Below are 22,439 nucleotides of genomic sequence, written 5' to 3'. Positions count from 1 at the left end.
CGGGGCATGAACCCGGCGGGAATTAACCGCACTCCGGAATAGCTTTCGACAACCTCCATGCAGTGCGTTTTTCAGCCTGGAACGCACCTCTCTGCTCATGAACAAATCGCCTACTTTTTTCCTTCATCGTGTTCTATCGTCCTTAGAGTCTTTGCTAAGCGTAATTATAGATAACTGTTGTTCATCTGTCAATATTTAACCTTCCTGTACGGATCTCAGACGCCACTACTTTCAAACAAGTCAATACAGGAACGGCCAAAATCAGTCCGGGGATCCCGGCCACTTCTCCGCCCACTAGTAAAGCCAGGATGATGAACAAGGGGTGGATATGGATGCTCTTGCCCATGATATACGGGGAAAGAAGATTTCCTTCGACCAATTGAATGACCAGGATAACAGCTAATGTAAAAAGGAGTGTATTCACACTGACAGTAAGCGCAACAATGACGGCAGGCCCCGCTCCAAGAAGAGGACCGAAATAGGGAATGATGTTGGTCAATCCGGCAATTAAACCTAATACCAAAGGGTATGGAAGATCAATCAACCAAAAACCCGCGGTGGCTAATACACCAACAAATAAACTGATCAATAGCTGCCCTCGAATGTAGCCTCCCAGAGAATGATTTAACTCTCTAACCAACCGTCTGGACTCCTCATGCCATTTAGAAGGGAGTAGAAAAACCAGGGTTTTTCCTATGCTCTTATAGTCCTTAAGAAAATAAAAAGTCATAACAGGGACAACAGCCAGAAGAACAATCATGTTAAAAATCCCGCTAAGACCAGCTAGTAAGGCTAGCACTCTTCCGCTCATCCATTCTTCAAAGCTTGCAAAACGCGCATCCACTTCATGATGCAGACCATCCGGAAGCTTTTCTGTTTGAGCATAAAGCTGCTTTGTCCAATTTTGATAGGACTCAACCAAATAAGGCAAATGCTCATTCAGAAGCTTCAATTGATCCAGTAAACGTGGAATCCCTTTATACAGTCCGAAGGCCGTTAACGAAAAGAACAGCACAAAAATCACAAGTATGCTGACCGTACGGGATAGACCAAGATCCTCCATCGCGTGGACGAGTGGATGCAGCAAAAGGGACAAAACGAGAGCGAGCAAAAACGGCAGGAGTACTTTACCCATGACGATGATGACACCGTCATAATACGGAAACAACCAGGCTAGCAATAAGAGAGAAAGTAAGATAATGAAAAAGATGGTGAATCTCCGCAACCATTTAGAGGAGCGATCACTCATGAATCATCAAGATCCCTGCTGATAAAAGATATCATTCAAAGAACTTAAACTGCCGTCTTCCTCAATTTGGTTGATATTCATTTTCCCATCTTCAATCGTTAGTTCCAGGCAACAATTCCAACAATAGTATTGTTCGTTACCGATTTTCCCAAGGTTCTTATTATTGCAGTTCGGACATCTCATCGGACATACTCCTTTTTTTACCAAATAGTATGTCCACGATCATGAGATTCATACATTACTTGAGTTGTTGGGTAATCCACTCAATCCCTTCATCGACATCTTTTCCAGAAGGATTTGTATGCGGGGTGTGCTCAAGTATGAAATATTTGTCCCTGCCCTTAGCCAGAAGCTCTATACAAGGCGCCATATCAAAGGCCGTGCCTTGTTTTTCAAAATCCGGGTGAATGGGTGTCCAAATATATCCTTCATCAGTGAACCGGACGTTATGCATATGTACGACTTTTGTAAATGGAACAAGCGGTTCGATGTACTCTCTCCACTTGTCTTCCACCGCAATCCTATAATCTCCGATATCGATGCAAATACTCAGACCGTATTTTTCCCAGAGTTTCATAGGAAAATCATACAAGTACTGAATGCCTGCAGGTGATTTATTTTGGCCGAGCTTTGGTTCACACACAATCGGAATTTCATACGATTCCTGTAAGTGATGTAAAAACTGCAACCCTTCCTCCATCTTATCGTGCGAAAACACCGCCTCACCTTTGAAGTAAGGAAAATGGACAAGGACATAAGAAGCCCCTGATCGAGCCGCTTCCTGCACTTCCTTTACAAACAATTCCCTCGCATGGGACGGTTCCATTTTCACTTTTTCTAAAAGGTCATACTTGCTGTTTTCTCTGAAGTGAGGAACGTGAATACCAAAACTCACGTTGTTCTCTCTCGCTAAACTCAAAAAGGAGAGGTAGGAATCTCTGTCCCCAAACTCTCCTATTTCCACATGAGGCAATCCTTTATCAAACAGCTCTGGAAGACGGTCATGATGGGACAAGATGGTACTTCCAGACAACCCAATAGAATGAGCCAAAACGTTCCCTCCTACATGAAATCATATGGTGACAACTGCTCTTCCTCTTCTTCTGTGTCCACTTCAGGAGCTGATTCTTCCTGGAGTTTCTCTTTCAACCTGGTATATCTCGTATTTGTATCGGTCGTTCCCACACCGTCAAGAAAAGCGGCAGGGTCGCCGCAAATGATGAGAGACTGTTTGGATCTTGTAATAGCCGTATAGATTAGATTCTTTCTTAACATTCTACGGTAACTTCTTACGATTGGCAGGATAACGATGGAAAACTCACTACCTTGAGATTTATGGATGGATGTGCAGTAGGCGTGCATAATACTGTTCAAGTCTTTTTTCGGATAGACCACTTCTTTTCCTTCAAAATCGACGACCACCTGCTCGACGCCATCGACGTTTTCTTCCGCTCGGAAAATCGCTACAATCTCACCGATATCTCCATTGTAAACACCATCTTCAGGCTGATTTACCAATTGGATGACCTTATCCCCTTTTCGATAGGTAACATCGAAGTGCCTCAAATCGCGTTTTTGTTTACTTTTCGGATTGACCGTCTGCTGGATGCTTTCATTTAACTTATGAATCCCCACGTCAGTACGGTACATCGGGGCCAGTACTTGAATATCTTTCAATTCATTCCCTTTGTCCAACGCTTTTTGAACAATGTTTGTCACGAGATCACTTAACTGGTGTTCTCTTGCTGGGATAAAGTTAAAATCATGATCCTTTTCAAGGGAGGCATAAGTACAAGCATCCTTTTTTATTTCATGAGCCAGCTGGATGATTTTCGAACCTTCCTTTTGACGATAGACTTCTGTCAACTTCACAGAAGGAAGCGTGTTAGAAGCCAGGAGGTCAGCAAGCACTTGCCCGGGCCCTACCGAAGGCAGTTGGTCTTCGTCTCCAACCAGTAAAACTTGCATATCATCAGGAATGGCACGGAACAACTGATTTGCAAGCCAAATATCGACCATCGAAAACTCATCGATGATCAAGACACTCCCTTCCAGTGGGTTGTTCTGATTGCGTTCAAAGGAGTCATGCCCATCCCACCCAAGCAAACGGTGGATGGTACTTGCCGGAAGTCCTGTCGATTCTGTCATCCTTTTTGCCGCTCTCCCTGTCGGTGCTGCAAGAACAAATGGAAATGGCTTGTCACTATCATAATCTCCGGGATCGATAGAAAGATCGTTCAATTCTGCATACGTATGGATGATTCCTTTAATAACTGTCGTTTTCCCCGTCCCCGGTCCACCAGTTAAAATCATTAACTTGGAATGAAGAGCTTTTTCAATGGCGTTGAACTGATCTTCCCCATAGCTCATCGCTTCCTCTTCTTCCAGGTCCCCGATGATTTTCATCAAATCTGCCTGCGTATGAGCTGCATCAACCTCTTTTTCCTGAATGCGATCCACATGACTGCAAAAGCCATTTTCAGCAAAATATAGTGTCGGAAGGTAGATCCGTTCCTCTTCAATATACACAAAACGTTCCTCGCCAAGGTGGATCATTTGCTCAGATAGCTGTTCGAAAGTAATGGCTGGCTCGGAGCCCTGATTCAAAAGCTGTTCAACCTGGACGAGACACTCTTCTGTCGGTAAATAGACATGGCCCGCACTCATACTTTTTTGCATCATATATAAACATGCCGCCCGAATCCTTGTGGGATGATCATGGGAAAGGTTCTGCATCTTCGCCATTTCATCCGCGCGATGAAAGCCGAAGCCATCCACATGGAAGACGAGCTGGTAAGGGTCCTCTTCAATGATGGCCATCGTTTGATCCTTAAAGGCTTCATAAATTTTTTGAGCAAGCTTCAAACCAAATCCATATTGGGACAAATGAATCATGACGTGCTCGAACCCTTGATGCTCTTTTAAGGATTCATATAGTTGATCCGCTTTTTCTTTAGGGAGCTTGGGAACACTGTCCAGCACATCACGGTTTTCAAGTATCCTTGATATCGCTTGTTCTCCTAACTCATCTACGATTCGTTCGGCCGTTTTTTTTCCGATGCCGTGAAAAAGATCGCTGGACAAGTAAAGGACGATTCCATCTTTCGTTTCAGGGAGGACACGATTGTACATGTCTACCTCATATTGCAGCCCGAATTTCTTATGGTTTTTGAATTCTCCATAAAACATATACGTTTCGCCTTCTTCCAAAGGAGAAAAATGCCCTTTGATCACAAGGGACTTTTCTTCGAAAGCTTCATTTGTTTCCTTCACATGAATGGAAGCGATCGAAAAATGCTCGGATTCATTATGAAAGATCATCCGACTCAATTCCCCTTTGACATACGGACGTTCTTCATTAGAATCTTGAAAGAGCGATTGTTGAGTCATGACCATCGAACTCCTCTACTCGTTTAACGCTTGTTCAACTTGTCCCTTAGCATGAGCTGCCAGCATATGCTCAGGATTTATTTCCAAAGCTTTAGAAAAATGGTCCAAAGCTTTCTCGGCATTCTCGTGATGAAGAGCAACAACCCCAAGGTTATAATGCGCATCACTGTGTTGTTCTTCTAATTGTAGCACATGGTTCATCACTTGTTCAGCCTGATCAATCTGTCCATTTTGAGCCAGGCACAGTCCATATTGGAATTGGACATCAACGTCTTCCGGGGCGAGTTCTGATGCTCTAAGAAGATAAGGCAGAGCAAGCTTTACGTATTCTTGATGAATGAATGTCATCCCTAACATGAAGTGGACATCCGCTTCATCCAGCCCGTGCTGAATCGCCTGGATGAACTGTTCCTGCGCTTTCGTGTACTTCTCCTGCTCATAGAATACATTCCCCAGACCATAGTAGGCGGTGGCAGCCGTCTCATCCAATTCGATGGCACGGTGAAAGAAGCGCTCTGCTCTTTCATGGTCATTCATATGTGTGAGCAAATTACCGAAGTTGATATACCCAACAGGCTCTTTTGGATTCTCATCAATGGCCTCCGTAAACAGCTTCGCTGCCTCCTCATAATTATGGTTTTGCATCTGTTCAATTCCTTGCTTTAGTTTATCCATTCTCAAAATTCTCCTTTCCATATTCTTCTTGATCGACATTTTCATGCCACCGATCACATTTCTAACGGCATTTCCTCACTTTTTTCTTATGCTCATAAAAAAGTCATGTCCAAAAGATACGGACATGACTTTTTCATTCTATCCTACATAAGTGATCGCTTCATCTTGTTTGAGCACGACATCGATAGTCGCTCCACCCAGGCAAACTTCTCCATCGTAGAAGACGACCGCCTGCCCTGGGGTAATGGCACGTTCTGGTTCGTCAAACATGACTTTCCACGTACCATCTTCCATAGGGTACACCGTCACTCCACTATCTTCTTGGCGGTAACGGAATTTAGCGGTGCATTTGAATGATTCAGTCGGTACATCTCCTTTTGTCCAACTCGCTTCAGAAGCGATGAGACCGTCAGAGTAAAGCGCGTCATGATGGAACCCTTGTCCAACGTAGAGAATATTATCTGAAACATTCTTACCTACAACGAACCACGGATCTCCAGCGCCTCCAATGCCTAGTCCTTGACGCTGACCTAATGTGTAGTACATCAAACCATCATGCTTACCTTTCACTTCACCATCAAGAGTTTCCATCTTACCTGGCTGTGCAGGTAAATATTCACTTAGGAACTCCTTGAAGTTACGTTCACCGATAAAGCAGATCCCTGTGGAATCCTTCTTTTTAGCTGTGGCTAGACTATGCTCTTCAGCAATCGCACGCACATCTTTTTTCTCAAGATGACCTAGTGGAAACATTACTTTAGAGAGCACTTCCTGTGATAGCTGGTTCAAGAAGTACGTCTGATCTTTATTGTGATCGACTCCACGAAGCATTTCATACGTACCGTCGTTTTCACGGACTTGCGCATAGTGGCCTGTCGCCAAATAATCTGCACCAAGAGACATCGCGTGATCCATGAACGCTTTGAATTTGATCTCTTTGTTACACATAACATCAGGGTTCGGTGTTCGACCTTTTTTATATTCATCAAGGAAATAAGTGAACACTTTATCCCAATACTGTTTCTCGAAATTCACTGCAAAATACGGAATATCCAACTGGTTGCAGACGCGGATCACATCTTCATAATCTTCCGTAGCTGTACAGACTCCATTCTCATCGGTATCATCCCAGTTCTTCATAAAAATACCCACGACATCATAGCCTTGTTCTTTCAATAGGAGAGCTGCGACAGATGAATCCACCCCGCCACTCATTCCAACGACTACCCGTGTATCTTTAGGATCTTTCATTTCTTTCACCTTCCTTTATCAAGTCAGCCGTTTAATAATTTGGCTGACTCTCCTTGCTGCTTCTATTATATCTTCTTCATTATTTGCGAGTCCAAAACTGAACCGAATCGAATTTGTCGTTTTCGGATGGTCGGAACCAAACATTGCTGTGAGCACGTGAGAAGGCTCTACAGACCCTGCCGTACAGGCACTTCCACTAGAGGCAGCGATGCCTGATAAATCAAAGTTCGTGAGCAGCGTTTCCACATTCATTCCTGGAAAACTGATGTTTACGATTGATTCTATTGTTTTTTCATGAGACCCATTTACTTCATATGAAACGTTCTCTTCCTTCAGTGTTTGAAGAAAGAGCTGCTTATAATGAAGGTATTTCTCTTTATACGTCGAACGCTCAGCTTTCATAATCTCTACAGCTGTCTTCAACCCTTGAACGGCGGGGATGTTTTCTGTACCTGCTCGCCTTTTCCGTTCCTGTTCTCCACCATATTGAAGCGATTCAATCACCGTACCTTCACGGATATACAAAAATCCGATACCTTTCGGGCCATTGATCTTATGACCGGACACCGCCATCAAGTCAACGCCAAGTTGTGAAACATCAATATCCATCAGACCGTATGCCTGTACGATATCAGAATGAAAATAAGCCTGGTGTTCCTTTAACTCAGCGGCTATTTCTTCAATCGGCTGAATGGCTCCCGTTTCATTATTGACCATCATGATGGAGACAAGAATGGTATCTTCACGAAGCGCATCTTTTACATCATCCACTTTTACCATCCCATGCTCATCCACAGGCAGATAGGTCACTTCAAAGTCATGAGACTCTAAGTATTCGACTGCATGTAATGTAGCATGATGTTCAATCGAAGTGGTAATGATATGCTTGCCTTTGGATCGATTGGCTCTTGCCGTACCGATGATCGCTAAATTGTCCGCTTCGGTTCCTCCGCTTGTAAAAACAATTTCCTTCTCATTCGCACCGAGGCCATGGGCAATTCTTCTTCGCCCTTCATCCAAAATCCGACGGGCTTGCCTACCAAACTGATGAACACTTGATGGATTACCATATACTTCTTGGTAAACAGGCATCATTTCTTCGATCACTTTGGGATGGACTGGTGAAGTCGCCGCATGATCCAAATAAATTGACTTCATCTTTTCACCTCCGACCATTAAATATAAAACATATAGGCATCCTGAGTCTGATCATCGACATGATCTTTCAAGTCTTCAAGAGTCGTAGTATCAAGTACATCTTTCACTGCATCTCTGACTCTCTTCCACAAGGCTTGCTTGGCAGGCTCTTCATTTTCAATACCTTCCACAGGGGTGATCGGTCCTTCCAGGACACGGATCACATCTCCTGCTGTAATCTCATGGGGAGCCTTCGTAAGCATATATCCTCCATAGGCACCACGAACACTTTTCACAAGACTTGCGTTTCGCAATGGAGCGATCAACTGCTCCAGATAATGTTCGGATAAGTCATTGTCTCTTGCAATCTGTTTCAAAGAAATAGGACCGTCTCCATATTTCCTTGCCAATTCAATCATGATGGTTAGCCCGTAACGGCCTTTGGTAGATATCTTCATACATGTCACCCTTCATTATTAAAAACTGTAGCCATGTTTTCGCCTGTGGTAAGGTATATCCAACGAATGTACCTAGAAACAGAGCAATAAATACTGTTCCTGCTCCAACCGGACCTCCAAGGGCAAAGCCTAAAATGGCTACGATGATTTCAATTCCATTTCTAACACTCGACACTTTCCATCCTGTTGCCTTTGTAATCAATAACATAAGACTATCACGTGGTCCTGCTCCGATATCAGGTGCAACATACACACCAATTCCTAGAGCAATGACAAACGTTCCAGATATAAAAATAAACAATTGCATAATCATTGTTTCAGGTTCTGGCAATAGCCAATTAAAGAAATCAATAAAAACACCGATGAGGATCATATTCAAGATTGTCCCAACCTGCGGCCACTTTTTTTGTAAAACCGAACTAGTCAGAACGATCAGCAATCCTGCGATAATCGACCAGGTCCCTACGGTAAGACCCAGTTGAAGAAATAGACCATAATGAAAAACATCCCATGGTCCAATTCCAAACTCTTTCACCTGCATTGTCATCGAAATGCCAAGGCCCAGGATGACTAAACCAATAAAGAAAAAGCTCCAGCGAATGAAGTTTTCGCGCTTTTTCCTTTGTAAATAAGTCATGGCCATCTTCCTCTCTCTATTATACCAAACGCTATTATAGCATGAATGGCAAGTCCCTTGCATTTTCCTAAGAATCATTCTACGCTTACATTCATAACTGTCAAAAGGAGAATGTTCTATGAGTCAGCAACCGCTTGCTTTTCGATTGCGACCAGCTAATATAGATGAAATTATCGGACAGTCCCACCTCGTCGCCGAAGGAAAAACCATCAACCGTATGATCAAGGCTGAACGCTTGGCTTCGATGATTTTATTCGGGCCCCCTGGGACAGGGAAAACTTCGATGGCGACCGCACTTGCCAAAAGCTTAAATATCCCTCATAAGACGTTGAATGCGGTAACCGATAAGAAAAAAGATATGGAAATCGCTGTTGAAGAAGCGAAGATGCACGGGCAACTCGTCTTAATACTTGATGAGGTCCACCGCCTGGATAAAGCAAAGCAGGATTTCCTTCTTCCGCACCTGGAGAGCAATCGTTTAACCATGATTGGTTGCACGACAAGTAACCCATACCATTCCATAAATCCCGCAATTCGAAGCCGTTGTCATTTATTTGAGCTGTTTCGATTAGATAGTGATCATATCAAACAAGCCATACACAGGGCGCTAGAGGATCGTGAAAAGGGGCTTGGTCACATGAACATCCAAATCACTGACGAAGCTCTTAACCACTTTGCTCAATCTTCCAATGGCGATCTGCGCGCCGCATTGAATGGGTTGGAACTGGCCGCTTTTTCTACACCTGCTGATGAGAAAGGACGTGTAGAGATCAACTTAGAGGTTGCCGAAGAATGTATGCAGAAGAAAAGTTTCTCACATGATAAAGATGGAGATGCTCACTATGATGTCCTCTCAGCCTTTCAAAAATCGATTCGCGGCAGTGATGTCGATGCTTCCCTTCATTATTTAGGCCGATTAATCGAGGCAGGAGACCTTGATAGTATCGCTAGAAGATTAGTAGTCATTGCATATGAAGATATTGGTCTCGCCAACCCCCAGGCAGGTCCCAGAGCCCTGTCTGCCGTGGAAGCAGCAGAAAGAATCGGATTTCCTGAAGCACGCATCCCATTAGCGGTAGCTGTGACTGAGCTTGCTCTCTCCCCGAAATCCAACAGTGCATACAAAGCCCTTGATGCGGCGCTTGCTGATATTAGGAATGGAAAAAGCGGGGAAGTTCCTCAGCATTTAAAAGACTCTCATTACAAAGGAGCAGAAAAGCTAGGAAGAGGGATTGATTACAAGTATCCTCATAATTATGAGAATGCATGGGTGGATCAGCAATATCTTCCAGATCCCATACGAACACGCCAGTACTATGAACCAAAACGTACGGGTAAATTCGAACAAGCTCTTGAGCAAGTTTATAGTAAAATAAAAAAGCAAAAGTCTACTTGAGTATATTTCCAATTCTTCTTGGCTACACTACTACTAAATCTGACAAACTATTATCTTAAAAGGTAAAATTAGGAGTGGTGAATATGCCTAAAGTAAGACAAGATGCCTGGTCTCATGAAGATGATCTATTATTAGCTGAAACCGTTCTGAGACATATAAGGGAAGGTAGCACACAATTGAAAGCTTTTGATGAAGTCGGTGATATTTTGAACCGTACTTCCGCTGCCTGCGGATTCAGATGGAATGCAGAAGTCAGACAAAAGTATGAACAGGCCGTTGAGCTTGCGAAGAAGCAACGAAAAGAGAAGAAGCGGAAAGAAGCGAAGCAGCAACCCGTCTATCAAAGGCCACAGGCCCCTGTTTTGTATCAAGCAGAAATTGAGGAAGAAGACTACCTACTTCCTGAGCCCGTTGCCTCGGAAAATCATGAAGAGAAACAGTCTCCTCATGAACTTGATTTAGAAGACGTGATTGCATTTTTAACAAACCTTAAGCAAGAAAGTAAACAATCTGGCTCTCTTCAAAACCGCCTTTCAGAACTAGAGCGTCAAAATAAGGATTTAGTAGAACAAAACCAGCAATTAAATGGCCAATTAGAAGCTATGACCGAAGATTACCAGGCCTTGATTCAAATTATGGATCGGGCTAGAAAAATGGTTATGTTTGATGATTCTGAGCATGCTTATAAACCTCAATTTCGTATGGAGAAAAACGGAAATCTAGAGAACCTTGCACGCTAACTAAAAAAAGCGTGGCGATCTTTATCATTTGAAATACCATTAAAAAAAGCGTTTCCCTATCCGGGAAACGCTTTTTTGCTATTCACTCTTCTTCATTTCAGATCAATTAAAATTACAATTAAAAAAACCAATCCCAATTGTGCCGTCGTATCATGAGTTTTGAACCCGCTCTAGGCAGGTGGGTGCCCTGTTCCACATTTCTTGCGTCCTCCCATCAATGATGGTTAAGAGGCATGCATTCCATATGGAAACACCAGGCTCCCGTTTCAAAAATGTTCGGTCAAAACGTACATTCGAACAACGTACACATCAGGATTGGTCTCTTTAATTTTGTATTGTAATCTTAGCATATAACCTAAACAGAATCAACAATTAACCAGCACATTTATTCATCTGAGTCAGACTGACTAGATAATTTCAATTGCAGGTGAAGTTCATCCAGCTGCGCTTCACTTACAGGTCCCGGAGCGTTTGTCATTGGATCTTGGGCTGACGCCGTTTTCGGGAACAAGATGGTGTCACGCAAGTTCGTACGGCCAGCTAGTAGCATGACGAGCCTGTCCAGTCCAAAGGCAATCCCCCCGTGCGGCGGCGTACCGTATTCTAATGCTTCAAGAAGGAACCCAAACTGTTCGTTCGCTTCTTCCTGACTGAAACCAAGCACCTCGAACATTTCCTGCTGCATTTCTTTTTCGAAAATACGCAGGGAACCTCCACCAAGTTCGTAACCATTCAGGACGATGTCATAGGCTTCTGCTCGGACGTCTTTTGGATTTTTCTTCAGTTCATCCATACGGCCTCCGGCTGGCATCGTAAACGGGTGGTGCGCCGCATGATATCGGCCTTCATCTTCATCATACTCATATAGCGGCCAGTCCGTCACCCAAAGGAAATTGAACTTGGTCTCATCAATCAAGTCTAAACGACGGGCAAGCTTTTGACGTAAAGCTCCCAGACTGTCATGAACCACGGAAGTCTGATCCGCTACAAAGAGAAGAAGGTCACCGTCTTTTGCGCCTGTCTTTTCTTTGATCGATGCCGCCTCTTCTTCAGAGAAGAATTTCGCAATTGGCCCATTGAACTCCCCGTCTTTCACTTTCAACCATGCCAATCCTTTGGCTCCATATACTTTGACATCCTCTGTCATTTTATCAATATCTTTTCGGGAAAACTCATCGGCTTTTCCTTCCACATTAATGGCACTTACCTGGCCCCCGGAAGCCACCGCTCCGCTAAAGACTTTAAAACCGGAATCCTTCACATCTTCAGACAAATTCACTAATTCAAGACGGAAGCGTGTATCAGGCTTATCAGAACCGAACCGTTCCATCGCCTCATCATAAGGCATACGAAGGAACGGGGTTTCGATTTCCTCGCCTTTCACCTCTTTCATGACGCGCTTCATCATACGTTCAGTCAAGGCCATGATATCTTCTGTTGTCATGAATGAAGTCTCAATATCCACTTGGGTGAATTCAGGCTGACGGTCAGCGCGCAAGTCTTCATCACGGAAACAGCGGACAATCTGATAATACTTCTCGAATCCAGACATCATCAACAGCTGCTTGAAAAGCTGAGGAGACTGAGGCAATGCATAGAATTCACCTTCATGAACCCGACTCGGAACAAGGTAGTCACGTGCTCCTTCTGGTGTACTCTTCGTCAACATCGGTGTTTCCATATCAAGAAATTCTTCTTCGTTCAAGAAATTCCGGATCGACTGAGTTGTTTGGTGACGCATTTTAAACGTCTCCTGCATTTCCTTTCTTCTCAGGTCCAAGTAGCGGTATTTAAGACGAAGATCTTCGGATACCTCTGACTGATCTTCAATCATGAACGGCGGCGTTTTCGCTTTGTTGAGGATTGTCAATTCCTTTGCAGCGACTTCAATCTCCCCAGTCCCTAGATTGCTGTTAACGGTTTGAGCGTCCCGCGCAACAACAGTCCCTTTAACTTCAAGGACATATTCGCTGCGAACATTCTCAGCCTTCTCCAAAGCTTCCCCAGAAGTCTCAGGGTTGAAAACGACCTGTACTAAGCCTGAACGGTCTCTTAAATCGATGAAAATTAAACCACCTAAATCACGGCGTTTTTGTACCCATCCCTTCAGTGTGACCTCTTGCTCCAGATGTTCTCTGCGTATAGATCCGCATTTTGTTCTTTCCATCTTATTTGCCTCCTGTCAGTTCTTTCTTCATATGGTCGATGACGCCATCAAGAGCCACCTCTTGCTGCTCTCCTGATGTCATGTTTTTTACATTAATGACCCCATTTTCAAGTTCCTGATCTCCGAGCACAAGTACAAATTTACTGCCAAGACGATCAGCTGCTTTAAACTGGGCTTTCATTTTTTTTCCTAAGTAATCCTTGTCCACTTGTACACCGGCTCGACGTAATTCATCTGTTAACTTGACAGCTGTACGATTCGCCTCATCGCCAAGTGAAACAAAGAATACATCTAAACCCTCATCCGTAGGGAGTTCAACGTTTTCTGCTTCTAATGCCATCAACAAGCGCTCAATACTCATGGCAAAACCGATGCCAGAGGTTTCAGGACCGCCCACTTCTTGAACTAAACCTGTATAACGACCACCACCGCTCAGTGTAGTAATGGCACCAAAACCTTCAGCTTCACTCATAATTTCAAAAGCGGTGTGATTGTAATAATCCAGTCCGCGAACAAGATTTGGATCGACGACATAATCGATGTCCATTACATCCAAATATTGTTTGACCTGTTCAAAGTAATCTTTGGAATAATCATTCAAGTATTCAAGAATGGAAGGTGCTGTTTCCATCGCTGGATGCTCACGGTCTTTTTTACAATCCAGGACTCTAAGTGGGTTTTGATCAAGCCGCACTTGACAATCCGCGCAAAGTTCCTGCCGGTGTGGATCAAAGTGACGGACCAGAGCTGCTCGATGCGCCTCTCTGCTTTCTTTGTCACCAAGACTGTTGACCACTAGTTTCAATGATTTCAGCCCTAGCTCCCTGTATGAGTTCAAAGCAAGGGAAAGCACCTCTGCATCAATGGCCGGATCGTCACTGCCCAAGGCTTCGATACCAAACTGCACAAACTGCCTCATTCTTCCTTGTTGTGGTCGTTCATAACGGAACATAGGACCCATGTAGAAGTATTTGGTCGGCTGGTTCGGTAAACCATAAACTTTATTCTGTACATAGGAACGAACGACAGAAGCTGTTCCCTCAGGTCTCAAGGTAATGCTTCTTCCTCCGCGATCTTCAAACGTGTACATTTCTTTTTGGACGATGTCTGTGCTGTCCCCGACACCACGTTGGAAAAGTTCGGTATGTTCAAAAATAGGTGTTCTGATTTCTTTATAATGATAGCGACGGCATAGGTCAGCTAATTGTTCTTCTACGTACTGCCATTTTTCAGATGTACCAGGCAGAATATCCTGCGTACCACGAGGGGCATTCATACTCATTTCTAACTCCTCCTAACGAAATAAACCATTTTTTACCACAAAAAATCCCGTCCCTTTTCCGCGCTTGCGAAAAAGGGACGGGATTACCCGCGTTGCCACCCTGATTTGAGGCTTAAGAGCCTCCACTCAAAACAGTTAACGCCTGTGTACGTCCACACCTACTGTCATTTCGATGTAGAACCTAAGAAACGTCTTTCATCAGAATATAACGATCGAATGCTTTCAGCCTAGGGCATTCGTTCTCTGTCCGCATGGAAACTGACTACTTTTTTCCTCAATGGTTTTGTTCGAATCATTTTAGAATTGATTATAATCATATAATCTTCCTCAACCTTATGTCAAGTTTATGACCACAAATTAATGAGATCAATCTTTTTCCTATGGAGAAGGATATTTATTGCATTTGTCGAATAATGAAAGGAGACTGATGAGGAGGTGGGATATTTTTTGAAAAAAGGAATTATTTTCTTCATTTTTATTTTAGGGGTTCTTAGCTTTTATGAGACTCCTTCCGTGTATGCAGACAAAGCAGTGATCCAGGTCGATCACTTGAACGTAAGGACCGGACCTGGAACGGATTACAACCGTATTGGCAAAGTCCATACAGGGGAAACGTACACGATTTTAGATCAGAAAGACGATTGGCTTAAAATTCAGCGACGCGGGGAGGACGGTTGGGTCGCCAAATGGCTGACAAAAGTAAAAGCGGAGCAAGGCACAGCCGAGAGCCACTATTCCAAGTATGACTATCTAAGGATTCGATCCGTTCCGAATTTAGATGGAAGAATTGAAGGCTACTTGATGAAAGGCGATGTAGTAGAGCCAAAGAAAAAAGACGGGAAATGGGTTTATGTACAAAAAGGTAATAAGAAAGGCTGGGTGCATGGGGACTATCTGACGAAAGAAAATAGACAAACTCATGAACCTCCAAAAGAAAAGGAACCAGATGAGGGTCAGTCATCAACCGTCAAAGGAAAAGTAAAAGTTGGAACAGCCGTTCTTAATGTCAGAAGTGAAAACTCTACAAGAGGCCGAATCCTTACCACCATAGGTAAAGGTGAAACCTATGAATACATAGCGAAAAAAGACCGCTGGTATCAAATTAAATACAGCAGCGGAAATACCGGTTGGGTAGCCGGTTGGCTTGTAAATGAAACAGACAACAATCAAACGAACACCCCTGCTTCTAAAAATACCTATGTATCTTTAAACTATAACGGCACGAACTTAAGATCAGGACCATCTACTAATGACAAAATTGTTGGTCGAGGGCACAAAGGCGACCAATTTAAAGTTTTAAGCAAAGAAGGACAATGGTACAAGATTTCCTATGACAGTAAAACAGCATACGTGGCTGGATGGATTGTCGAAGAGGTGAATAAAGAACGTACTGCTGCAACACCGGCAACTTCAAATTCCCTTAATGGGAAAACGATTATGATCGATGCTGGACACGGAGGACGCGACCCTGGCGCAGTGGGAAGAAGTGGAAGCTACGAAAAGACATTAACGTTGGATACGGCTTTTCTTCTTAAAAGCCAGCTGGAAAGCAATGGAGCCAAAGTGCTGATGACCAGGACGAGTGATCAGTACATTTCCCTTTCCATCCGTTCCTTCCATTCAAACCGTTCCAATGCCGATGCTTTCATCAGCCTGCATTACAATGCGGCACCAATGAGTGTCATTGCCAGAGGTCTTAATAGTTACTATTACTCTCCTAATGACAAAGCACTCGCGGATTCTTTGCAGTCATCCATGGTTGCACATACAGGATTGCGAGATCGGGGAACGAAAAAAGGAAACTTCCATGTGATCAGGGAAAATAATAAGCCGTCTGTTCTACTAGAACTTGGCTTCCTGTCTGATGCAAGAGAAGAACAAACAGTCAAAACGAGATCTTATCAAATGAAGGCCAGTCAAGGAATCACCGAAGGTTTAATTCATTACTTCAACTAGTTAAAGTGAACCTTTCAAATTCCGACCATGCCAAACAAAAAAAGCTGTACTCGAGTGAGTACAGCTTTTTTTATCGCTCTTTACTGTCGATGATTAATGTCACTGGCCCTGAATTGGTTAATTGAACATCCATCATTGCACCAAATTGCCCTGTTTCCACTTTAACACCTTCATGCTCCACCATCTGATTAAAGGATTCATACAATTCTTCAGCTTGGTCAGGTTTCGCTGCCTGCATGAAGTTGGGACGGCGCCCTTTCCGACAGTCACCATACAATGTGAATTGAGAAATAGACAGCATCTGGCCGCCTAGATCAACCAGTGAATGATTCATTTTTCCATCTTTATCTTCAAAAATCCGCAAGTATGGAATCTTTTTAGCTAAATACCGTGCATCTTCTTCCGTATCCTCATGAGTTACACCTAATAAAACAACCAGGCCCCGATCTATGGTACCTACGGCTTTATCCTCAACGGTGACTGAGGCGTTTACAGCCCTTTGAACCACTGCTTTCATCGTAGATTCCCCTTTTATTTCTATTGCATGACACGACGAACCGTGTACACTTCCTGAATTTGTTTGATTCGCTCAACAATCTTCCGTAAATGGCTCGTATTCTGAATTAAAATGGTTATATGAATGGTCGCCATTTTATTCCGGTCTGACTTTCCTGAGACCGCTGTGATATTCGTTTTCGTTTCATTGACAGCTTGAAGCACTTCGTTAAGCAAACCACGGCGATCATATCCCCAAATCTCAAGATCTACGTGATACTGCTTGGAATCTGTAACTGAAGTCTCCCATTTAACAGGCAATAGCCGTGTTTGTGCTTCTTCTGTATGGACATTAGGGCAGTCGCTTCTGTGGACAGATACTCCTCGCCCTTTTGTAATATAACCGACGATCTCATCACCAGGTACTGGATTACAGCATTTGGATAGACGCACAAGAAGATTGTCCACGCCTTCCACTCGTACTCCGGAATCTTTCTTTCCTGTTTTTGCAGGTGTTTTGATTTCGGTTGTATTCACATCAGCAAGTGTCTGCTCCAGATCTTGTTCCTGCTGCTTCTGCTTCCTGATTTTCTCTGTTAACCGAGTAGCAATTTGAGCAGCGGTAATTCCCTGATATCCAACAGCAGCAAACATATCTTCCTCATTTGCGAAATTGAACTTTTCAGACACACGATTCAAATTATCTGTTGTGTACACATCTTTAGGTTGGATACCGAAATTGCGAATTTCACGCTCGACAAGCTCTTTCCCTTTGGAAATGTTCTCGTCTTTTTGCTGTTTCTTGAAAAATTGCTTGATCTTATTTTTCGCCTGTGATGTTTGAGCAAGCTTTATCCAATCCTTAGAAGGCCCATACGCATGCTTGGAAGTCATAATGTCGACGATGTCCCCGGTTTTCAACTCATAATCCAGGGGTTCCATCTTACCGTTCACTTTTGCACCAATCGTTTGATTTCCAACTTCCGTATGAATGCGATAGGCGAAATCCACAGGCACTGAACCAGATGGAAGCTCTATAACGTCTCCTTTTGGTGTGAAGACGTAAACCATGTCAGAAAACAAATCCACTTTAAGAGATTCCATGAACTCTTCAGCATCATGCGTTTCACTTTGCCATTCTAGAATTTCACGGAACCATGTAAGCTTCTCTTCAAACGATTGTTCTGAAGACGTTTGCTTTCCTTCTTTATAAGCCCAGTGAGCAGCGATTCCGTATTCCGCAATTTCATGCATTTCGTGCGTACGGATCTGGACTTCAAGAGGATCTCCTTTTGGTCCGATCACTGTCGTATGAAGAGATTGATATAGATTGGGTTTCGGCATGGCTATATAATCTTTAAAGCGGCCCGGCATCGGTTTCCAACATGTGTGTATGATGCCAAGTACGGCATAACAATCTTTGATACTGTTGACTGTAATTCTAACGGCTAACAAGTCATAAATTTCGTTGAACTGTTTATTCTGAAGAACCATCTTCCGGTAGATACTGTAAAGGTGCTTTGGTCGTCCAAATAAATCCGCATCAATATTAACTTCCTGCAATTGAGCTCGGATTTCATCAATGACTTCCTCGATATAATGCTCCCGTTCATTCCTCTTCTGCTTCATCAAATGAACAATCCTGTAGTATTGCTGAGGATTCAAGTACCGTAGAGCTGTATCTTCCAGCTCCCATTTGATGGTGGAAATACCAAGTCTATGAGCCAAAGGGGCAAAAATCTCCAGCGTTTCATTTGAAATCCGGCGCTGTTTTTCAGCTGGAAGGTGTTTCAAGGTACGCATATTGTGAAGTCTGTCGGCAAGCTTAATTAAAATGACGCGCATATCTTTCGCCATAGCGACAAACATTTTTCGATGGTTTTCCGCTTGCTGAGCTTCTTTGGATTTATATTTAATTTTACCCAGTTTTGTAACCCCATCAACCAGCATAGAAACTTCTTCATTGAAGGCTTCTTCAATTTCTTTCAAAGAGACATCTGTATCCTCTACGACATCATGAAGAAAACCGCCCGCGATTGTTTCAGGATCCATCTCTAAATTCACAAGAATACCAGCTACTTGAATGGGATGGATGATGTAAGGTTCTCCCGACTTTCGGAACTGGTTGCTATGAGCCTTTTCAGCAAATTCATAAGCACGACGAATAAACGCCAGATCTGACTCGTTCAAATACTGACTCGCTTGTTCTATGACTTCTTCCGCAGTTAGAACTGTATCTTTCGCCATTCAATCACCCTAGTTTCTTTAGAACTTTCAAAATATATTTGATTAACATTATCAAAAAAAGGACTCTTCTTGTAAAGGGAAAAGCCCGATGATCAATTGTAAAACAAAGAGCGCCCCTAATAAGGGCACTCTTTCCATTAATATTGCATTAAAGTAAGGACGTCATGTCCGTCCAATTTGCTGCGGCCATCTAAGTATGTGAGTTCGATCAGGAACGCACACCCAGCTACTTCCCCGCCCAACTGCTCGACAAGGTCGATGGTCGCTTCAATTGTACCACCAGTAGCAAGAAGGTCGTCGACAATCAGTACTCGTTGACCTGGCTTAATTGCGTCTTTATGAATCGTCAAAACGTCTTTTCCGTATTCCAGACCATAATCCACTTTAATTGTTTCACGTGGAAGCTTTCCTTCTTTACGCACAGGTGCAAAGCCGATTTCCAACGCATAGGAGACAGGGCATCCGACGATAAAGCCACGTGCTTCCGGTCCTACTACAATATCGATTTCTTTGTCTTTTGCGTATTCTACAATTTCATCAACCGCTGCTTTGAAAGCCGGGCCATTGTCCATCAATGGAGTGATGTCCTTAAATTGGACACCTTCTTTCGGCCAATCTTCAACGATTGCAATGTGCTCTTTATAATCCATTCGTTACTTCCTCCTTGACTTGCTTAAAACGCTGGTTCATATATTGGTCAAACCAACTCTTCAATTCTTTATATGTGGAATAATACAAGGTACGTTCGATTTGCAGCTGTTCTTCCCGTTGACGATAAAGCGAAGATTCGCGTAAGTCTTTTTGAGAAGGTTCGGATTCTGCTGTAATAATCCCGTCTTTTATTTTAACAAAATCGAGTTCAAAAAACACCTCAGAAATAAATTCCACCATGGACTTGTCCCATCCCTTACGATTAGCAAGTAAATCTGCTTCTTCATGAAGGTTGAACCGACCACGCTTCAATAGCATACCATAAAACCATTTGAAGTGGTCCCTTGAAGGCCATGTTTTTAGAAAAGTACTCTCCTGTATATGATAACAGGCAAAAATTTTCCGAGTTTCCAGTTTAGATAAAAGTTCAGTTAAATCCGACATCCTTTTAGGGAGATCGATAATCAGAAGACCATCGTAGGAGTCACCAGCTTCTAGTGTCTCTGCCTGAATGACAGGAACGTCACATGGAGCTTGTTCTTCCCCCTGGAAGCTGACAGCTGCATACTTTTGATCGGGTGGAATAATCAAATTCTTTTCTATATGCTTAGACCCTCTGTGATCAAAAAGCTGCCATTCGCTCACACGGAGGTCCTTGATCATCACTTGTAAGTTTTTCCGGCCGTTCCATTCATTGATTCCAAGTTCACCTACAACATCCAATGCTGCTTGAGGGGATATTTGCTGATAAAGATCTCCCATTCCGAATGCTATACCATCCAAGCGAGACTGCTGGCTTTGGAATTGGAATTTCAGATGATTTTTTTTACTACCGATCAACCGTACTTCTTTCGGGGTGTGCTTGAGATGAAACAAAGGTTTCGGGTTGCCCATCCCAAATGGACGGAGCTGGTTGACTTCCTCAATTTGTTTCAGCGATATATCTTCCAGCTCAACCGTTGTTTCAATATCAAGGACTTGTTGATAATCGTCATCCGATAGTTTTTCCTCGGCTAAAGAAATTAAATCGTTCCGTAAATCATCGACTTGGTCAAGGGCAAGTGTCATACCTGCAGCTTGAGCATGCCCACCAAAGTGTATAAAGCGATGGCGAATTTCCATACAGTTCGAGAATAAATCGAAAGCATCTATACTTCGTGCTGAACCTTTAGCTTCCCCTTTTTCTTCATCAATGGCCAGGACAATCGCCGGGCGATCAAATTGGCGGACAAGTTTGGAGGCGACGATCCCAAGAACGCCTGGGTTCCATCCTTCTTTAGCAACCACAATGACATTCTCAGCTTCCCCATTTTCAACAGAAACCATTTCTTCGGCTTCCTTTGCGATAGCAGCGACAATTTTCTGCCTTTCCTGGTTCAACTGGTTAATGAAAGCTGCAATTTGTTCAGCTTCTTCTAAATGCTCCGAAAGCAATAAGTCTACCGCAGGAGTTGCATCCTGCAGTCGCCCTACAGCATTGAGCCGGGGGCCAATTGTAAAACCGATTGTCTCTTCATCCATATCCCCCTCAATGCTGCACACTTTCCTCAAAGCCTGAATTCCAGGGCGGGACGAGTGGGAGATTGCCTGCAGACCAATGGAAGCAAGCACCCTGTTTTCCCCTTTCAGAGGTACAAGGTCCGCAATCGTACCGATCACAACAAGGTCAAGAAACTCTTTTGGAAACCGGCCCAATAAAGCATGGGCGAATTTAAAAGCAACACCAACACCAGCTAATTCCTGGAACGGATAATCCGCTGAAGTCTTCGGGTGGATAATGGCAAAGGCATCAGGAAGGACCTCCTGGACTTCGTGGTGGTCCGTGATAATCAAATCGATACCCAAATCTTTCGCGAATGTTGCCTCTTCCATAGCGGCAATACCTGTATCCACGGTTATGATCAAAGCATAACCGGAATCGTAGGCAAATTGAAAAGCTTCTTTATTTGGTCCATATCCTTCTGTAAAGCGGTTGGGAATATAGAAGTCACAATCCGCTCCCGCTTTTCTGAGTGCTTCCACCATGACAGATGTAGAGGTTACCCCGTCTGCATCATAATCACCAAACACAAGAATGGACTGATTAGAGGCGATGGCTTCATTTACACGAGCTACTGCCCGATCCATTCCCTCCATGAGCATAGGATCGTGAAGCTGATCAATCGAAGGTTTTAAAAAACGGTCCGCCGCTTCCGCATTGTGAATCCCTCTTTTTTCCAAAAGCTGCTGCGTAAGCGGAGTAACACCTGGAAGACCTGACGAGCTTTCTTCCGGATTTCTATATGTAAATTTCCATTTCATCTTGCTTTGTATCATAAGTTCACCCCTGACCCATCTATTATACAAGAGCGGACCAGGGGTAGCAAACGCAATTATGTGACGTTTGATGAAGAATTTTCCTCTTCAGGATCCGCTCCTTTTTCATCAGGAACATCCCGATCTTCACTCGTGATACCAGGGGAGGCAGAAACCTCTGACTTTAATCTGTTGTTTTCTCTTTTCAACTTGTAATAACGTAAAGCCCCGACGGATGCTGTGGCCAGCCCACCCAATAAAACAGATATAAGAATAACAAGAATCAGTGGCGCTTCTCCTGACCCAAACAAGTAGTTGACCTGAACAGGGTCAACATTAATGACGGCAAAAATAGCAATCACTAATGCAAAAATGAAAGCCAAAATGAGATAGCTTTGCCCTTTCATAAGTTA

At 43.5% G+C, this 22,439-nt stretch carries 19 protein-coding genes, 1 other RNA gene and 2 other annotated features (1 of these 22 running past the window's edge); of the genes, 3 read left to right on the top strand and 17 right to left on the bottom strand.

Annotation, left to right across the window (positions count from 1 at the left end; genetic code table 11):
* Window positions 1-136 (bottom strand) — a binding site (T-box leader); it reaches 77 nt to the left of the window's first position.
* 45 nt (window positions 137-181) lie between these two features.
* The 9 genes from ACQ4XT_RS11695 to ACQ4XT_RS11655 all read right to left on the bottom strand — a co-directional run bounded on the left by ACQ4XT_RS11695 (window position 182) and on the right by ACQ4XT_RS11655 (window position 8,797).
* Window positions 182-1,249 (bottom strand): AI-2E family transporter, encoded by a 1,068-nt coding sequence (locus ACQ4XT_RS11695; RefSeq protein ID WP_446853823.1) that lies wholly within the window; start codon window positions 1,247-1,249, stop codon window positions 182-184.
* A 6-nt stretch (window positions 1,250-1,255) separates the two neighbouring features.
* Window positions 1,256-1,432 (bottom strand): YrzR-like zinc ribbon domain, encoded by a 177-nt coding sequence (locus tag ACQ4XT_RS11690; RefSeq protein ID WP_089652618.1) that lies wholly within the window; start codon window positions 1,430-1,432, stop codon window positions 1,256-1,258.
* Between the two features lie 55 nt (window positions 1,433-1,487).
* The gene (locus ACQ4XT_RS11685) at window positions 1,488-2,300 is read right to left on the bottom strand and encodes a TIM barrel protein (RefSeq protein WP_446853822.1); all 813 of its coding nucleotides are present in this window, start codon (window positions 2,298-2,300) and stop codon (window positions 1,488-1,490) included.
* A gap of 11 nt (window positions 2,301-2,311) precedes the next feature.
* Entirely contained in the window at window positions 2,312-4,639 is a 2,328-nt protein-coding gene (gene recD2, locus ACQ4XT_RS11680; RefSeq protein ID WP_446853821.1) for an SF1B family DNA helicase RecD2, read from the bottom strand.
* A 15-nt stretch (window positions 4,640-4,654) separates the two neighbouring features.
* Window positions 4,655-5,314, bottom strand: a complete 660-nt coding sequence (locus ACQ4XT_RS11675; protein ID WP_446853820.1) for a tetratricopeptide repeat protein — start codon at window positions 5,312-5,314, stop codon at window positions 4,655-4,657.
* A gap of 138 nt (window positions 5,315-5,452) precedes the next feature.
* Window positions 5,453-6,565 (bottom strand): tRNA 2-thiouridine(34) synthase MnmA, encoded by a 1,113-nt coding sequence (mnmA, locus tag ACQ4XT_RS11670; protein WP_446853819.1) that lies wholly within the window; start codon window positions 6,563-6,565, stop codon window positions 5,453-5,455.
* Between the two features lie 18 nt (window positions 6,566-6,583).
* Window positions 6,584-7,723 (bottom strand): cysteine desulfurase family protein, encoded by a 1,140-nt coding sequence (locus tag ACQ4XT_RS11665; RefSeq protein WP_446853818.1) that lies wholly within the window; start codon window positions 7,721-7,723, stop codon window positions 6,584-6,586.
* Between the two features lie 17 nt (window positions 7,724-7,740).
* Entirely contained in the window at window positions 7,741-8,160 is a 420-nt protein-coding gene (gene cymR, locus ACQ4XT_RS11660; protein WP_146812759.1) for a cysteine metabolism transcriptional regulator CymR, read from the bottom strand.
* A complete protein-coding gene (locus ACQ4XT_RS11655; protein WP_446853817.1) occupies window positions 8,114-8,797 on the bottom strand; it encodes a YczE/YyaS/YitT family protein in 684 nt (227 codons plus the stop codon). Before ACQ4XT_RS11655 ends, cymR begins: the two co-directional genes overlap by 47 nt.
* 118 nt (window positions 8,798-8,915) lie before the next feature.
* Here ACQ4XT_RS11655 and ACQ4XT_RS11650 point away from each other — a divergent pair, with 118 nt between their 5' ends.
* The gene (locus ACQ4XT_RS11650) at window positions 8,916-10,193 is read left to right on the top strand and encodes a replication-associated recombination protein A (protein WP_446853816.1); all 1,278 of its coding nucleotides are present in this window, start codon (window positions 8,916-8,918) and stop codon (window positions 10,191-10,193) included.
* An 83-nt stretch (window positions 10,194-10,276) separates the two neighbouring features.
* A complete protein-coding gene (locus tag ACQ4XT_RS11645) occupies window positions 10,277-10,933 on the top strand; it encodes an RsfA family transcriptional regulator (RefSeq protein WP_446853815.1) in 657 nt (218 codons plus the stop codon).
* Window positions 10,934-11,059: 126 nt separating this feature from the next.
* On the opposite strand, the gene ssrS is transcribed toward ACQ4XT_RS11645, so the two are convergent.
* The 3 genes from ssrS to hisS all read right to left on the bottom strand — a co-directional run bounded on the left by ssrS (window position 11,060) and on the right by hisS (window position 14,382).
* Window positions 11,060-11,252, bottom strand: a non-coding RNA gene (gene ssrS, locus ACQ4XT_RS11640) — 6S RNA.
* 66 nt (window positions 11,253-11,318) lie between these two features.
* Window positions 11,319-13,100, bottom strand: a complete 1,782-nt coding sequence (aspS, locus tag ACQ4XT_RS11635) for an aspartate--tRNA ligase (RefSeq protein ID WP_446853814.1) — start codon at window positions 13,098-13,100, stop codon at window positions 11,319-11,321.
* A gap of 1 nt (window position 13,101) precedes the next feature.
* Window positions 13,102-14,382, bottom strand: a complete 1,281-nt coding sequence (gene hisS, locus ACQ4XT_RS11630; RefSeq protein WP_446853813.1) for a histidine--tRNA ligase — start codon at window positions 14,380-14,382, stop codon at window positions 13,102-13,104.
* Between the two features lie 70 nt (window positions 14,383-14,452).
* Window positions 14,453-14,669 (bottom strand) — a binding site (T-box leader).
* 160 nt (window positions 14,670-14,829) lie between these two features.
* Between hisS and ACQ4XT_RS11625 the strand changes: the two genes are divergently transcribed.
* Window positions 14,830-16,338 (top strand): N-acetylmuramoyl-L-alanine amidase family protein, encoded by a 1,509-nt coding sequence (locus ACQ4XT_RS11625; protein WP_446853812.1) that lies wholly within the window; start codon window positions 14,830-14,832, stop codon window positions 16,336-16,338.
* 70 nt (window positions 16,339-16,408) lie between these two features.
* Here the strand turns inward: ACQ4XT_RS11625 and dtd are convergent, their stop codons facing one another.
* The 5 genes from dtd to ACQ4XT_RS11600 all read right to left on the bottom strand — a co-directional run bounded on the left by dtd (window position 16,409) and on the right by ACQ4XT_RS11600 (window position 22,433).
* Window positions 16,409-16,855: a D-aminoacyl-tRNA deacylase gene (gene dtd / locus ACQ4XT_RS11620; RefSeq protein ID WP_446853811.1), complete on the bottom strand. Its 447-nt coding sequence runs from the start codon at window positions 16,853-16,855 to the stop codon at window positions 16,409-16,411.
* 20 nt (window positions 16,856-16,875) lie between these two features.
* Complete coding sequence (locus ACQ4XT_RS11615) at window positions 16,876-19,080, bottom strand: RelA/SpoT family protein (RefSeq protein ID WP_446853810.1); 2,205 nt, start codon at window positions 19,078-19,080, stop codon at window positions 16,876-16,878.
* Window positions 19,081-19,217: 137 nt separating this feature from the next.
* A complete protein-coding gene (locus tag ACQ4XT_RS11610; protein WP_146812750.1) occupies window positions 19,218-19,730 on the bottom strand; it encodes an adenine phosphoribosyltransferase in 513 nt (170 codons plus the stop codon).
* Entirely contained in the window at window positions 19,720-22,047 is a 2,328-nt protein-coding gene (gene recJ, locus ACQ4XT_RS11605) for a single-stranded-DNA-specific exonuclease RecJ (protein WP_446853809.1), read from the bottom strand. The genes ACQ4XT_RS11610 and recJ overlap by 11 nt, the downstream gene beginning before the upstream one ends.
* 56 nt (window positions 22,048-22,103) lie before the next feature.
* Window positions 22,104-22,433: a LapA family protein gene (locus ACQ4XT_RS11600; RefSeq protein ID WP_446853808.1), complete on the bottom strand. Its 330-nt coding sequence runs from the start codon at window positions 22,431-22,433 to the stop codon at window positions 22,104-22,106.
* Window positions 22,434-22,439: the final 6 nt, after the last annotated feature.

It is taken from the genome of Halobacillus sp. 12SKB, assembly GCF_052941655.1.
Note: the sequence above shows the minus strand (reverse complement) of the source record. Positions and strands in the feature narration are given on the sequence as shown.